The organism is Persicobacter sp. CCB-QB2, from assembly GCF_001274635.1.
GTDB lineage: Bacteria > Bacteroidota > Bacteroidia > Cytophagales > Cyclobacteriaceae > Persicobacter > Persicobacter diffluens.
This window is the reverse complement of sequence record NZ_LBGV01000001.1, coordinates 3780000-3795273: the sequence shown is the minus strand read 5'-3', so window position 1 is coordinate 3795273 and position 15274 is coordinate 3780000. Positions and strand designations below refer to the sequence as shown.

At 41.9% G+C, this 15274-nt stretch carries 11 protein-coding genes and 4 tRNA genes; 6 read left to right on the top strand and 9 right to left on the bottom strand.

Features of this window, described 5'->3' with window-relative positions; all coding sequences use genetic code 11:
• Positions 1 to 112: 112 nt before the first annotated feature.
• The 7 genes from NG22_RS16920 to guaB all read right to left on the bottom strand — a co-directional run bounded on the left by NG22_RS16920 (position 113) and on the right by guaB (position 8750).
• Positions 113 to 1471: a peptidylprolyl isomerase gene (locus NG22_RS16920; RefSeq protein ID WP_053406789.1), complete on the bottom strand. Its 1359-nt coding sequence runs from the start codon at positions 1469 to 1471 to the stop codon at positions 113 to 115.
• Entirely contained in the window at positions 1437 to 2339 is a 903-nt protein-coding gene (locus NG22_RS16915) for a hypothetical protein (protein WP_157601180.1), read from the bottom strand. The genes NG22_RS16920 and NG22_RS16915 overlap by 35 nt, the downstream gene beginning before the upstream one ends.
• A complete protein-coding gene (locus NG22_RS16910) occupies positions 2305 to 4200 on the bottom strand; it encodes a peptidylprolyl isomerase (protein ID WP_172674393.1) in 1896 nt (631 codons plus the stop codon). Before NG22_RS16910 ends, NG22_RS16915 begins: the two co-directional genes overlap by 35 nt.
• Positions 4201 to 4315: 115 nt before the next feature.
• Entirely contained in the window at positions 4316 to 4726 is a 411-nt protein-coding gene (locus NG22_RS16905; RefSeq protein WP_072159142.1) for an ATP-binding protein, read from the bottom strand.
• A complete protein-coding gene (locus NG22_RS16900) occupies positions 4710 to 5060 on the bottom strand; it encodes an STAS domain-containing protein (protein ID WP_053406785.1) in 351 nt (116 codons plus the stop codon). Before NG22_RS16900 ends, NG22_RS16905 begins: the two co-directional genes overlap by 17 nt.
• A 36-nt stretch (positions 5061 to 5096) precedes the next feature.
• A complete protein-coding gene (locus NG22_RS16895; RefSeq protein ID WP_053406784.1) occupies positions 5097 to 7154 on the bottom strand; it encodes a GAF domain-containing SpoIIE family protein phosphatase in 2058 nt (685 codons plus the stop codon).
• Between the two features lie 126 nt (positions 7155 to 7280).
• Positions 7281 to 8750, bottom strand: coding sequence for an IMP dehydrogenase (gene guaB, locus NG22_RS16890; RefSeq protein WP_053406783.1), 1470 nt, complete (start codon positions 8748 to 8750; stop codon positions 7281 to 7283).
• Between the two features lie 198 nt (positions 8751 to 8948).
• On the opposite strand from guaB, the gene NG22_RS16885 reads away from it, so the two are divergent.
• From NG22_RS16885 to NG22_RS16865, 6 genes are all read left to right on the top strand, one after another.
• On the top strand, positions 8949 to 9383 hold the full coding sequence (locus NG22_RS16885; RefSeq protein WP_053406782.1) for a thioesterase family protein: 435 nt from the start codon (positions 8949 to 8951) through the stop codon (positions 9381 to 9383).
• 110 nt (positions 9384 to 9493) lie between these two features.
• Positions 9494 to 9581: transfer RNA gene (locus tag NG22_RS16880), tRNA-Ser, on the top strand.
• A 31-nt stretch (positions 9582 to 9612) separates the two neighbouring features.
• A tRNA-Ser gene (locus NG22_RS17885) sits at positions 9613 to 9697 on the top strand.
• 47 nt (positions 9698 to 9744) lie between these two features.
• Positions 9745 to 9832 (top strand) — tRNA-Ser (locus tag NG22_RS16875).
• Between the two features lie 21 nt (positions 9833 to 9853).
• A tRNA-Ser gene (locus NG22_RS16870) sits at positions 9854 to 9938 on the top strand.
• A 255-nt stretch (positions 9939 to 10193) separates the two neighbouring features.
• Positions 10194 to 10577 (top strand): hypothetical protein, encoded by a 384-nt coding sequence (locus NG22_RS16865; protein WP_053406781.1) that lies wholly within the window; start codon positions 10194 to 10196, stop codon positions 10575 to 10577.
• Positions 10578 to 10626: 49 nt separating this feature from the next.
• Here NG22_RS16865 and NG22_RS16860 read toward each other — a convergent pair whose 3' ends face one another.
• Both NG22_RS16860 and secDF read right to left on the bottom strand, forming a co-directional pair.
• On the bottom strand, positions 10627 to 11964 hold the full coding sequence (locus NG22_RS16860; protein WP_053406780.1) for a PhoH family protein: 1338 nt from the start codon (positions 11962 to 11964) through the stop codon (positions 10627 to 10629).
• A gap of 269 nt (positions 11965 to 12233) precedes the next feature.
• Positions 12234 to 15266: a protein translocase subunit SecDF gene (gene secDF / locus NG22_RS16855; protein WP_053406779.1), complete on the bottom strand. Its 3033-nt coding sequence runs from the start codon at positions 15264 to 15266 to the stop codon at positions 12234 to 12236.
• Between the last annotated feature and the right edge of the window lie 8 nt (positions 15267 to 15274).

Genomic DNA, 15274 nt, shown 5'->3' with positions numbered 1-15274 from the left:
AAAAGTATAGCGTCCGTCCAATTTGGAAAAATCTCTCCGAATCGTCCAATTTTTTTGCATAAAAAAAGGCAAAAGGTTGGTCCTCTTGCCTCTCTTTAGACTCATTTATGAATTAATCATCCAAAATACCGCAATCTCTGTACTCTTCATCTACGGAGATGAAAACATCATCTTTAGCAGTGGAAAACCATTTGCTGACTTTCTCTCCTTGCTTTTGATTCAGAGCGGCTTGTTGAATTTTCAGATAATCATCCACCAGGTTGGCAACGTGTGGAGATACTTTCTTCTTATAATAAAGAATTCTCACGGCATTGGTTCCATCTTGCTGACGGAATTCGACCGGTTTACTGATATTGCCCACTTTCATGGTATCAATCGTAAAGAAAATGGTAGGATCCAAAGTCTCTACGGAAACCACATTACCTCCGGTAGCATCGGTAAAATACCCACCGGCATTAGCCGTCATTTGATCATCGGAATGGTCCTTGGCCGTTCTTTCAAATTCAATGGAATCGGCTAAAATCAAAGTTCTAAGGCTGTCCAGATAATCTCTGGCAATGTCCAGGTCTGAACTTCCAATTTTTGGTTTTATCAAAATATGACGTGAGTTAAATTCATTACCACGACGATCCAACAACTGAATCAGGTGATAACCAAAATCTGACTTCACCGGATCAGAAATCTCGTTTACTTTCATGGTCATGGCAGACTCCTCAAATTCCGGCACCAATTGTCCACGGGACATCCAGCCCAAATTACCACCAAATGCGCCTGAACCCGGATCCTGAGAATACTGCTTGGCAAATTCCTCAAAATCACCACCGGCCAATACCTTCTGCTTAATATCCAAAAGTGTCTGACGAGCAATTTCATCTTCCTGCTCACTTGGTTCCGGCTCCTTCACAATTTGCCCTAATTGCACCTCTGTGGAATAGTAAGGCAAGCTGTCCTTTGGAATTTTTTTGAAGAATTTCTTTACTTCATTCGGGGTTACACTCACACCGGAAGTAATTTCCTGATGCATGGTTTGCTTGGTAATATCCTCCTTTACGCGATCGAAAATTTCTTCTTTGAATTCCTCCACCGACTTATCGTAATATTCCTGAATTTTATCTTCGCCCCCCACTTGCTGTGCAAAGTAGGCCATGCGTCGATCCAGCTCACCATTGACCATATCTTCGGATACCTCCACGGAATCAATTTCCGCTTTGGCCACCATCAGTTTATCTACAATCAGGGACTCCAACATTTTGCATTTGTCCATGTCGGCATCCATTTTCCCCTGAGAAAGAAACTCCAGATAAGCACGCTCCAATTCAGACTTCAGCACAATATAATTATCCACCTTGGCCACAATCTTATCTGCCACCACTGGTTTTGGCCCACCTTGCGCCAACGCTTCTAAGCTCGTGACCACCAAAAGCAGTACAAATAAATTAGCGATTAGGCTGGGCAATGATCTCAATTTCATGATTTCTCTCCGCTCTGTTATAAATATCTTTTTCTAAATTCTTCAGCATCTCCACCTTCCTTTTGTTCAGGACAATATCGGTGACCTGATCTTTAATAAAATCCAAAGGTGGAGTGGACCCGATCAGTTTATATTCCTTAATTTTTAGGAAGTAAATCATCTCGTTTTCGGTCCGTTCTGCAAAGTTATTCTTTTTAAGGAAATTGCCCTTACTTTCTAATGATCCAAAAGGGGTATTTTTCACTATCCCGTCAAAGGGCATCCAAATGGTCTCATCAATATGATAATTTTGAGCATATTGAAAGCAATAGGCCTTCATTTTATCCAAATCATTTTCCTTCGAAGACCGGAACCATTTCCTGAAATCTTTCAACCGAGGTGAATTTGCCGGAAGCTGGACAAAAAATCCCTTCACAATATTCTGCTTCAGCTCAAAATTTTTCTTATTCGTCTCATAATAAGTGAGAATCTCTTCATCCTTCACTGAAGCTTCCATATTCCGGCTGATGTAGCGCTTTTTAAATTCATAAACCAATAATGAATTCAAATAGGCATCTACCCGCTGGTTGATTTCTGCCAAATCGATCCCTTCCTCTTTTGCCTTGGAAATTAATAACTGCTGCTTCACCCAACTATGCACCAAACGCTGATAGTGAGCAGCGCTGTCTTTTCCATAGTCCTTATCTCCGGTAAATTCCGAGAGCTCACTTAAATAGAGCGCCTGCTCTCCTACACGAGCCAATAGCGGGTCCACCTCCGTACCTAACTCGCCTTCTTTAGGGCTGAAATATTGGCAGGATGATCCACCCACTATCATGAATAGCAATAAAAACTTAAAGGACTTCTTGATATACTTTTTGTAATTCACCTTTATTTACTTTTGCAGGATACTCTTTTTTCAAGGATTTCAACCACGCTTTTTCCAAAGCTTCCTGATAATCATTCAACACTTTTAATCGACAACTATCCAATGGCTGCTCCTTGGCCGGTATTACTTCCGTTACTTTGACCCACCAATACCAACCATCACCTTCTAGTTCATATTCTCCCACACCCAATTTTTTTACAGAAGAAAGGGCAGCAAAATCTGTTTTTGAATAGGCGCCTTCTTTTACCTGCAAATTCAGTTCAGCGCCTTCGTTAAAAGATTTTTCGAGCGCATTTCCTGTTTTCCCCTGCAAAAAGTCCGCTTTGGCCAAGGCAAGCTTTGCCGTATCGCGTGCTCCCAGGGCTACTAATTGATATTTTTCGGAGGTCTTATAGTCAGCTTTATGCGCGACATAATAGCCCTGTAATCCTAAGGAATCTTTGGAGGCCTTCCCCCAGACTTTATCCTCCATCACTTCAAACAGCACCATGCCATCATGATACTCCTGCGCCAAAAACTTATACTCCGGAAATTCTTCTCCCAATTGTGCTTTTTCAATCACTTTTAGCGTATCCGACAACCAGTTTTTGTAAACCCCTTCTTTATTCGAAGCCTTTTGAAGCTTAGCGGATAAAATGCTGGAATACACTGCTTGCTCATTAATTGTAACAAATGCCCGGTTAAAATCTTTCAGTTGATTCAGGGAATCCAATGCCCCTGTGGGTTCTACATTATACTTTGCAGTAAGTTTTTTAATCAACAGCTCCTTTCTTTCCCCGTCCGCTAACACCCGACGCATTTTACGTTCAATCTCCGGCTTCACTTCCTCAAAAGGGGCCACGCCCTTTCGGTCGATTAACTTTATCAGATGCCACCCGTAAGCAGTTCGGACCGGATCAGAAATCTCTCCCTCTTCTTTCAATTCAAAAGCAGCCTGCTCAAATTCAGGAACCATGCGTCCTCGACCAAACCAGGGAAGTTCTCCATCTGAACCTTTTGAGCCCGGATCTTCAGAAAATTCTTTCACTAATGGTGCCCAATCTTCTCCATTGTCCAGCATTTTCTTTAAGCTGTTGATTTTCTGAAATGCCGCTTCGGCACCAGTGCTGTCACCTCTTTCAACGCGTAACATCAAATGCGCCGCTTTTACCTTACCCTGTGCCGCACGTTTATCGCGCACATAAATTAGGTGATAACCGAACTGACTTTTCACCGGATCACTCACCTCCCCTACCGGCGTATTGAAGGCCGCCAATTCAAAAGGGTAAACCATTTGAAATGCCGAAAAGTAACCCAAATCGCCCGCATTTACTTTTGCAGAGGGGTCCTCGGAATTGTTTCTGGCTAAATACTCAAAGGACTTCCCTTCATCAAATTCCTTTTTAATTGCCAACAAGCGGTTATACACTTTTAAAGTATCAGCAGGGCTGGCCTTTGAAGGATCAATTCGCAACAGGATATGAGACGCTCTGACCTCCTGTTGCATTCTCTGGTAAGCATCCGTCAGCAAGGTATCTTCCAGCCTGCTGGCCATCAAATAGGGCTTGGCCAATTGGTCTAAATACTGTTGGTATTCTTTCTGAAAGGCTTTGGTGGTGTCAATCCCCTCCGCCTGACCAGCCAGTACTTTTCTTTGAAAATCGATATAGGAGTCCAGATACTCATTTACTTGTTGCTTATCCGGATCCTGCTCCGTTATTCTATTACTTTTTTCAAAAGCATAAACGAATGCCGGGGTGCTCACCCGCTTCTCTCCCACTACCAGCATGTCCCCTTGTTCCGGGCTGGTTTTGCCTCCCTGAAAGGTTTGGCATGCAGATAAAATGACGGAGGTGAATAATGTTAATCTTAGGCTTTTCATAATCAAAAAATAAACCTTTGAAGGTAAAAAAAGCCTATCCGGCATGCAAATCTAAAGGACTGCAAAGCCAATATTTAACAATTTTTATATAAAAAAAGGGGCTCATGGCCCCTTTTCAGACTGATTTAAACAATCTGTAAATATTTCTACTGGGGAGGGATTCATATTCCACTCCATCCATAATTTCCTTGACCAGCTTTAACCCCAACCCTCCTTTTCTTCCGGTATTGATAATCTGTTTTACCGAGGGGGCATCATAGCCGGCAATATCAAAGCCTTCAGCATTAAAATCCTCAATTTCAAATACCACCGCATCTCCTTTTTTAGAAATTGATAACACGATGAAATCATTTTCCTGACAGCCGTGTGAATGTATCATTACATTAGCACACACCTCATCGACGGCCAGCATCAAAAAATGCGCTGTTTCCTCGGGTATCTGAAGTGAGTTAAGTGTTTGCAGCACAAACCTACGGACCTCTTCGAGCCTGCTTGTACTACAACTTACTTTATGCCGAAATTCCATCCAAAAATGCTTTTGCCTGATCCTGATTATCCACAATAGTTACTAACTGATCCAGCCCTAAAATAGAGAAAGTCCCTTTCACCTTCGGGTCCGGACCAAAAAGCACGAAACCAATGTTTTTGGTTTTAATTTCCTGCAGGTAGGACATAAAAACACCCAAACCGGCAGAGCTTATATAGGTTAACCTCGTTAAATCCACCATAATCTTCTCTCGCCCTTCGGAAAATGCTTCTTCAATTGCAGTATCCAAGTGGATGGAAGAACTGGCATCAACTTCCCCAATGACTTCAATAATATATTTTTCGTCTTCGAGTGACTTACGGATTTCTACCATAATCAGATATACGGAAAAAAGTACTGTTAGTTATTTTTATTTAAACTTGACTACCATGGTGGTGAAATCATCATTTGGTGGATGATCATCGCAAAATGCGTATAAACCTTCAATCACCACTTCCTGAATTTTCATCACATCAAATTGGGCATAAGATTGCACCAACATCTTCAGGCGGTCATAGCCAAATTCCTGTTTGGCCATATTGTGAGCCTCTACAATCCCATCGGTATAGAGAAACATAACATCTCCTTCTTCATAACTGAAGGTGGAGTTAGAAATATAATTTTTAAAAAGATTTTTATCGCGAATAATGCCCAAACCTATCCCTTGATCCTCTAAAAATTCGATTTTCTTATCCTTGGTTTGGTAAAGCAAAGTAGGACAGTGTCCTGCTCGGGAATATTCTACTTTTCTTCTTTTGGTATCTATTAAAAAGTAGGAAGCTGTGATGAAAGTAGATTTATCCAGACATCTACTTAAGGCATCATTGGCCAAATCGAAGAAATCTACCGGGGTCACTCCAATGTTGACCAATGAATGAAAAATCCCCTTCATCTGTGCCATATAAAAGGCCGCAGAAGTTCCTTTTCCGGAGACATCGGCCACAATCAAAGCGAAGCGATGCTCATCCACCTGATGAAAATCGTAATAATCTCCCCCCACCTGGTCGGCCGCCTTTGAGAAAGAGGCCAAGTCGAAATATTCCTTACCCAGCTCATATTGGGGCAACAAACTACGCTGAACCCTTCTGGCAATTTTAATCTCCTCGCGGTAACGCTCATTATCCAGGGCATCAGACATCAGACGGAAATTCTCCAAAGAAACTGTTGCCTGATTAATAAAGGTCACCACAATATCCTCCATCTCCTTATTGAAACCATCGGTTACGTCTTTCAAAAGGAACAGGCTGGCCACTACCCGGTCTTTGATGATAATCGGACAGACCATTAAGGAGCGGTAATCATAATGATTGAGCTTAATGGTATTTTTGATAGGAATCAGTGATTTGGACACATGCCGGTTCAAAATCAACTCCACTTTCTGTCCATCAATGAAGTTATTCTTGAGCTCTTCAATTTCTTCCTCTGAAATGCCATGCTTTAACAGATAGGGCTCCGGATCATCTTCAATTTTTATTTCCAGCCAGGCCGCATTAGCCGCTACCGTGGAAGCAGAGGATTCTAACAGAATTTCGTACACCTGCTCCGGAGTAGAACCTGAAATCCTTTCCGCCAGGCGACTAAAATTAATGGCTTCTTTTAATTTTTGCTCAAAAACAGAAGAAGTCGGAAGATTGAATAATGTTACTAAAAGGGAAAAGACTAAATAGAGAGAAACGAAAAATGCCGCCGCCAAAACGGGCGGAAATTCCGCTAAGTCCAGACTTAATGTACTGGAAACATGATTAAAATAATTGGCCCGGATGAAGTAAAAAAGATAAGCCAGCGTTAATAAAATTAACAAAATACTTTTCCACTTTTGACCGGAATCCAGATAAGCCACCCATTTCATATTCACCGACAAGAGAATCGCCAGCACCATTAAATAAGCTGCAAAAATCAACTGGAAGCCCGACATCCGGAAGGGAGAAAAAATACTGATAATCATCCCCACGAATAAACTGTATTCGAATAATCGCCAAATGAAAAGCAGTGTTCTCGATTTCTGATAAAGCACCAGCCTTTTTGATACAGAAAAAGCGGATATTAAAAACAAAACGGAAAGCCCAATCATGACATGATTGATGAATGTTTTGAAAATAGCATTGCCGTTTAGTTTAAGTCCGAGCTCCGTTTCCAGAAAAAAGAACAGGACCAAAGCGATAATCGTTGCGGCAAGCCCCGTGACAAACATCCTCCAAAGCAGTTCCTGAATTTGTATTCGTTCCCTGGAAGAAGTTTGATATCGAAAAAATACGTAGGAAAAAAAACAAAAGAGCACAAAAAACACTTCCGGAAGCTGGTGATCCAACCCTCTGGAATATTGAAGCTCATTGCCATGTCCGATAAGCACATCAGATACTGACATCGCCAGCCATGCCAGCGTTGCTACAAAAAAACTAAATCTTACTATATATTTATCCGAAGGCATAAAAATAGAATACGCTCTAAAGATCACATGAAGTGAAGATACCAATAATAATTCATTATGTCCTATATATAAAAAAAAAGCTACCTGATTTCAGGCAGCTTTTATTATAATCTGAGTTTCTTTTTATTATCTAGAATAGTTAGGCGCCTCTCTAGTAATCGTAACATCATGAGGATGAGACTCATGCACACCAGCGGAAGTAATTTTTACAAATTTCGCCTTTTTCAAATCCTCTACACTTGCTGCACCGCAGTATCCCATACCGGCCTTTAATCCACCGACCATCTGATACAATACCTCTGCAACACGACCTTTATAAGGCACACGACCTGAAATACCCTCTGGCACCAATTTCTTGATATCATCCTCCGCATCCTGGAAGTAACGGTCTTTAGAACCGTGCTCCATGGCCTCCAATGAGCCCATACCGCGGTAAGACTTAAATTTACGTCCTTCGTAAATAATCATTTCACCCGGAGCCTCTTCGGTTCCTGCTAACAGAGAACCGATCATTACGGTATCTGCTCCACCAACGATGGCTTTCACCAAATCACCTGAAAAACGAATACCACCATCTGCAATTACCGGAACCCCTGAACCTTTGGCTGCTTTCGCACACTCATAAACAGCAGACAACTGAGGCACACCCACACCAGCAATCACACGAGTAGTACAAATAGAACCAGGGCCAACACCTACCTTTAGTGCATCTGCTCCCGCTTCAATCAAAGCAGTAGCGGCTTCACTAGTGGCAATATTACCCACGATAACATCCAAATCGGAATAAACTTCTTTTACTTTCTTCAAAGCTTCAATCACCCCTTTGGAATGCCCGTGTGCGGTATCAATGGAAATCAAATCTACTCCGGCACCCACCAAAGCTTCTACGCGCTCCATTAAATCACCAGTCACACCAACCGCTGCACCTACACGCAAACGACCGAACTCATCTTTACAAGCATTTGGACGGTCCTTATTTTTCAAAATATCCTTGTAGGTGATCAAGCCCTTCAACACATTGGTATCATCTACGATGGGTAATTTTTCAATTTTACGTTGTTGTAAAATTTCTTCCGCTTCCGTTAGTGTAACCCCTGCTGAAGCTGTCACTAAGTTTTCCTTAGTCATCACCTCTACTACAGGAGATTTCATATTTTTATGAAAACGTAAATCACGGTTGGTTACAATTCCCACCAAATGGTTTTGCGAATCTACCACAGGAATACCGCCAACTTTGAACTCACGCATCAAACGGATGGCGTCACCTGCTGTAGAGTCAATATTCAAAGTGATTGGATCCAGGATCATACCCGACTGAGAACGCTTCACACGACGCACTTGCTTCGCCTGTTCTTTAATCGGCATGTTTTTGTGGATAATAGCGATTCCACCTTCCAAAGCCATTGCAATGGCCAAATCCGCTTCCGAAACGGTATCCATAGCTGCAGAAACCAATGGAATGTTCAATTTTATGTTTCGGGTGATTAAGGAAGTGGTGTTTGTGTCACGAGGCAAAACTTCTGAGTAGGCTGGACGTAACAAAACGTCATCATAAGTTAATGCTTCGTAAGTAAATTTTTCTTGATCGAGAGACATGGCAAATAACTTTAGGTAGTTTATTTGCGGGACAAAAGTAATGGTATTTTTCAACAGATGGAATCACTTTGTATATTTTTTTTAACAAGCCCTTAGCCGTATTACTTTATTACTATTAATACTCAAATGAATACCTCATAAAAATCTAGATTGCGATGCTTACTGGAATAATGTAGCTTTGCGCTAAAACTCGAATATATGTTTACTTACGAAACACAAATCAGGGTTCGCTATGCCGATACGGACCAAATGGGCTATATGTACTACGGGAATTATGCGACCTACTACGAGGTATGCCGGACGGAGGCTCTTAGAAGCCTGGGGCTGAATTACCGCGAAATGGAAAAACAAGGCGTCATGCTTCCGGTCCTGGAGCTTCACAACAAATTTATCCGACCTGCCCACTATGATGATCTGCTTACGGTCAAAACCATGATAAAAACTTTACCGGATGGCATGCGAATTACTTTCTTTTACGAAGTCATTAATGAAGCCGGTACCTTAATCAATCATGGCAAAACCACCCTGGTCTTTGTAGATATGAAAACCGGCAAACCTACCATTGCGCCGAAGGAAATTGTAGAGGTCCTTCAACCCTTTTTTACGGAAGAAAATATCTCGGAAGATTCCTGATTGAATTCCAACGGTTTATATGCCCAATTGGAAAAAAGTTTGATTTTTTACCCATGAGGGCTTGCAGCTAAAGATTTTTTACCTACCTTTGCAATCCGTTAAGCAATCACAGAGGGTTGTCAGAGTGGTCGAATGAGGCAGTCTTGAAAACTGTTGTACCGCGAGGTACCGGGGGTTCGAATCCCTCACCCTCTGCCAGGACAAAAGGTCCGCGGCATTAAAGAAATACAGAGAGTTGTCAGAGTGGTCGAATGAGGCAGTCTTGAAAACTGTTGTACCGCGAGGTACCGGGGGTTCGAATCCCTCACTCTCTGCTTATTTTCTTTTAAAAATTTATTGTGATCCGGATAGTTGATTATCCAGAGAGTTGTCAGAGTGGTCGAATGAGGCGGTCTTGAAAACCGTTGTACCGCGAGGTACCGGGGGTTCGAATCCCTCACTCTCTGCCAGTCTTCCGGATCCAAAACTTTAGAGAGTTGTCAGAGTGGTCGAATGAGGCGGTCTTGAAAACCGTTGTACTGCGAGGTACCGGGGGTTCGAATCCCTCACTCTCTGCAAAGCCCTGGTAGATTTATCAGGGCTTTTTTTATGCCTGCAACTTACTTAAGGAAATTTTTCAAAACACCCCTCAAATTAAATTATTAAGCAATCCAGCTATCTTTTTCTAAGAAGTCAACCCTATTTCCATTCACGAAAGAAGCTGTTTGATTGAAAAAGCCCACAAATCTAACATGTGTAATTTTCACTCTTGGCAATGTCATTAACCTTAAGGAAGGCAAGACGTTATGATTGAAAAAAAACACAGTAAGAATGATTCAACCCCACTCCACCATTACCGCCCCCATTCAACCGAATCATTTCAATATACACCTTAAGCTAGATCAGTTCTGCGAGGAGGATCTTTCCCTCAAAAAAGAACTTACCCACTTATACAGAAAATCCTTTATTGATTTTCAAATGAGTTTCGGAAACTTCCTGGCGAACAAAGATTATGAGGCCTTTCGATTTTTAAACCATAAACTCTATTCCTCTTTTGAATTGCTAGAGTTACATGAACTTAAGAAGACCATGTCTGAAGCGATGGAGTGGTTTAAAGATGGAAATTTCGACCCTGCTGTTCAAAAAGAATTGTGTCAAAGAGTGGAAAAAATGTGCCGGCAAATCATTTTTGAACTAGACCATATTGCTCAATAAAAAAAGGACTACCGATCAGTAGTCCTTTTTTTTGTGCACATCCATTCCGCTATAACATGGTAGAAGCCAAGTTCGCCAACTCTGAACGCTCCCCTTTCTCCAAAGAAATCTGCGCGAAGAGTTCATGGCTTTTGATCTTCGACATTAAAGTAGACAAACCATTGGACTGGGTATCCAGATAAGGAGTGTCAATCTGATGAATATCTCCAGTGAAGATAATTTTCGTATTCTCGCCTGCCCTTGTAATAATCGTTTTTATTTCATGTGGCGTGAGATTTTGCGCCTCATCCACTATAAAAATGATATTTGATAAGCTCCTCCCCCGAATATAAGCTAGTGGTGTCACCAATAACTTTTCATCTTCTACCATCTTGCTAAGCTGCACATATTCCTTATCATGTTCATTGAACTGATGTTTAATAAACTTCAGGTTATCCCATAGTGGCTCCATATAAGGGTTCAGCTTGGATTTGATATCGCCTGGCAAATAACCCACATCTTTATTACTTAGCGGCACAATAGGCCTCGCCAAATAAATTTGTTTAAAATCTCTTCTTTGCGCTAATGCACCTGCTAAAGCTAAAAGGGTTTTTCCGGAGCCCGGCACTCCACCAATGGTCACCAATTTAATATCCGGATTTAAAATTGCATGCAGTGCGAAGGCCTGCTCCGCATTTCTGGGTTTTACCCCGTAGGCCGTGTATTTCTCTACCCGCTCCAGGCGCTGCATGGCTGCAGAATAAAAAGCCATTACGGATTGCTCACTATTCTTTAGAATATAGTAACCATTCAACGACATGCGCTCCTGAATCGCCTCCGGAACGTCGGAAAAGCCAATATCATAAAGGCGCTCAATACACTCCTTATCTACGCCATCAATAGTTTTAGTGGACTTATCAAGGTCAGCCACATCAGTCACCTTACCAGTGCGATAATCCTCCGCTTTCAAGGAAAGTGCTTTCGCTTTGAGACGAAGATTAACATCTTTGGTCACCATCACTACCGTCTTTTCCTTCTCCTCACTCTTGATGGTCAATGCAGCATTCAGAATCTTATGATCCATTTTATGGGACTCAAATACCACTTCTGCATCGATCTCCCCCTTTCCGTTTAAGATCACCTTCAAGCGCCCTCTTTTCTCTCCGGGAAGCGGAATCCAGTCCCGGATGGTATGGCCTTCTGACAAATCATCCAACATGCGGATAAACTGCCGTGCTTCGTAATTTATGGAGTCATTTCCCTTTTTAAAATTATCCAGCTCTTCCAAAACAGTAATCGGAATCGCGACATCATGTTCCCCAAAATTGAGAAAGGAACGGTGATCAAATAGGATAACGGAGGTATCAAGAACGAAAATCTTTGATTCAGCTGCTGGGCTATTATCCATACGGTTAGTGTTGAAAAGGTGAAAAGATGCATGGCCAGCAGCTATCTGCCTTTTTAGAACGGGAACCATTTTTATTCCCTGATTTCGCCGAAGCCTGACAAGGAATCGATCTTCTCTGCCAGGAAGTGTACTATAAAGTATCTAATCCTTCTTTAATAATTTACGGAATAGAACTAAAAAAACACGGATTAATGCATAAAAAAAAGGCCGACGTTAACTCGCCGACCTTTTAATTGATTTGTTTACAGTGATTTGTAAACGATATTTTTTTAGGCAGTCACAGACTTACCTGCTTTTTTTGCTTTACGCTTTTCCTCACTGTAGGTGAAGTCCAACACGATTGGAGTCGCTACGAAGATAGAAGAATAGGTACCCACCAATACCCCTACCAACATCGCAAAAGAGAAGGAACGCAATACTTCACCACCGAACAAGAACAACACCAATACTACAATCAAAGTAGTAGCAGAAGTCATCAATGTACGAGACATGGTATTGTTAATCGCCTTATTAAATACAGTTTCCATATCCTTACCCTGGTTCAGCGCCATATCCTCACGGATACGGTCAAATACTACCACGGTATCGTTAATAGAATAACCGATGATGGTCAAAATCGCCGCTACGAATACCTGATCGATTTCGTAATTCACACCGAACAATGCCACGATGGCAAAAGCAGCAAATACGAAACAAGTATCGTGCACCAATGCGGCAATAGCACCTGCAGAGAATCCCATTTTACGGAAACGAATCAAGATATATAGGAACAATACGATCAAGGCAAAGAAACCTGCCTCCAAAGAAGATGATTTGATATCATCTGCAATCGTCGCACCTACTTTTGATGAAGAAACCACTGCAAAATCAGCCTCAGTAACATTATTTGCATCACTGATATTTTTCAATCCGGTGGACTGCTCTAAACCTGAAATAATGGCCTGACGAACCTGAACATCTGCCTCGTCAGAATCATCTTCCACCAAATAAGAAGTGGTTACTTTTAATACATCAGACGCACCATAAGTTTTTACTTCAATACCTGCTTTTTGGAAAGCTTCCACTTTACTCAAACCAGTCTTCACATCAGAAGCCACCATTGACTTACCGAAATCTACCACATAGGAACGTCCCCCTTTAAAGTCTACGCCCAGGTTCAATCCACCTTCCGCTACGATCAATACCGCACCCAAAAGAATGAAAGAAATGGAACCGATATAAACTTTCTTACGGATACCCATGAAATCGAAGTTCACGTTCTGCATGAAGCCTTTCGATAGGCCAGTCTCGAAAGAAAGTTTGGACTGCTCCCCTTTCTTGGTCAACCAAGATACGATTACACGCGTAATGAATACCGCTGAGAAGAAAGAAGAAGCGATACCAATCATCAAAGTAATAGCGAAACCTTTCACTGGCCCCTGACCCAATACGTAAAGAATTACACCAATCAAGAAGGTGGTCACGTTGGCATCAAAGATCGAGCTGAAAGCTTTTTCATATCCACGATTAATCGCATTCAAAATAGAAGAACCCAAACGCATCTCCTCACGAATACGCTCAAAGATCAGTACGTTTGCATCAATGGACATACCGATCGTCAATACGATACCCGCAATACCTGGAAGTGTTAGCGCCGCAGAAAGGTTAGCCAAAATACCCAAGATGAAGAAGATGTTGAACAACAATGCTGCGTTCGCAATCAAACCACCTTTAGCATAGAATGCCACCATAAACAACACGACCAAACCAAGACCCAACAATACTGAATAGATCCCTTGGTTCTGTGCTTCTTTACCCAAAGTAGGTCCTACTACTGCTTCTTCCACAATACGAGTAGGCGCTGGTAAAGAACCTGCTTTCAAAATGTTCGCTAAATCTTTCGCTTCTTCAATGGAGAAGTTACCGGAAATAGAAGAAGAACCGTTAGGAATCTCACCGTTTACCACCGGTGCAGAGTAAGCATAACCATCCAATACGATAGCCACCTGACGACCAATATTCTCAGAAGTTAATTTCTTCCATTTTTTCGCACCCACAGAGTTCATTTGCATTGAAACTGCCGCACGACCAGTCTGATCGAAATCCTGACGAGCATCTGTAATTACTTCACCAGTCAAAGGAGCCTGACCACGACGTGTTTTCAATGCATTCAAAGTCAACATTTGAACACCTTCGTTATCCGTAGCTTTTACATCCCAGGCAAATTTCAAATCTCTTGGCAACAATGATTTGATATCAGCACGCTCGATAATACGGTTGATTTTTACAGTATCCTTAACATTGTATACCAAACCGTAAGGGCTCATATTCAATGCAAGCAAAGGAGAAACATTGGCATTCATTACCGCCTCAAGGCTATCTGCAGCTGCTTGTGCTTCAGAAGCAGAATCCGTAGGAACTGCAGCATCATCACCTGTTAAAGATGCTAAATCATCTTCATCAGAAGACTGAACAACTGCATCCGCATCCGTTTTCAATTCACCGGCTGCTAATGGGTTTACCTTTTGCTCTGCAACCAATTTCTGGTTGATCGCCATCAAAGACTGCTGATATTCCTGAATGTTATAAACTTCGAAGAACTCCAATTTCGCAACTCCTTGTAAAAGTTTACGAACACGCTCTGGATTATCAACCCCTGGAAGCTCCACCTGAATACGACCAGTTCCCTGCAAACGCTGAATATTTGGCTGTGAAGTACCGAAACGGTCTACACGAGTTCTCAAAATGTTGAAAGAACGATCAATCGCACCCTCAACCTCAGTGTTCAACACTTTAAGAATAGCATCATTAGAAGAATCCAATGAGATACGACCTTTATTTGCTGCATTAGCAAATACTTCGCTCATCTTACGATCTGTCTGAGACTTCCATGCTGAAGCAAACAAACCTACAAAATCACCACCAGTCTGACGGAAAGCGGCATTTGCTGCGTTCAAAGCAGCTGTAAAGTCTTCATCTTTAGAGTTACCAGCAATTCCACGAACGATCTCTACCGGAGAAACCTCCAATGTTACCGCCATACCACCCTGAAGGTCAAGACCAAGACCAAGCTCGGTTTCTTTCACTTCTTTGAAAGTAAATGGCTTCCCTAAAAAGTTGTATACCGGCTCATTCCAAAGAGAATCCAGGTATTTTTGTTTTTTGTTAAAGTCAATTCTAGGCTGACCATCCTCACCCAAAACCGTGGCATAGGCGGTAGCATCCTTTTGAATGTTTGACGAAACTAACGTGAACGAAAGGTAGTACAGGCACAAAGCTGTAACAATCAACGTTAGCGTCACAATGAAACCCTTGTTTCGCATTGTTGTAG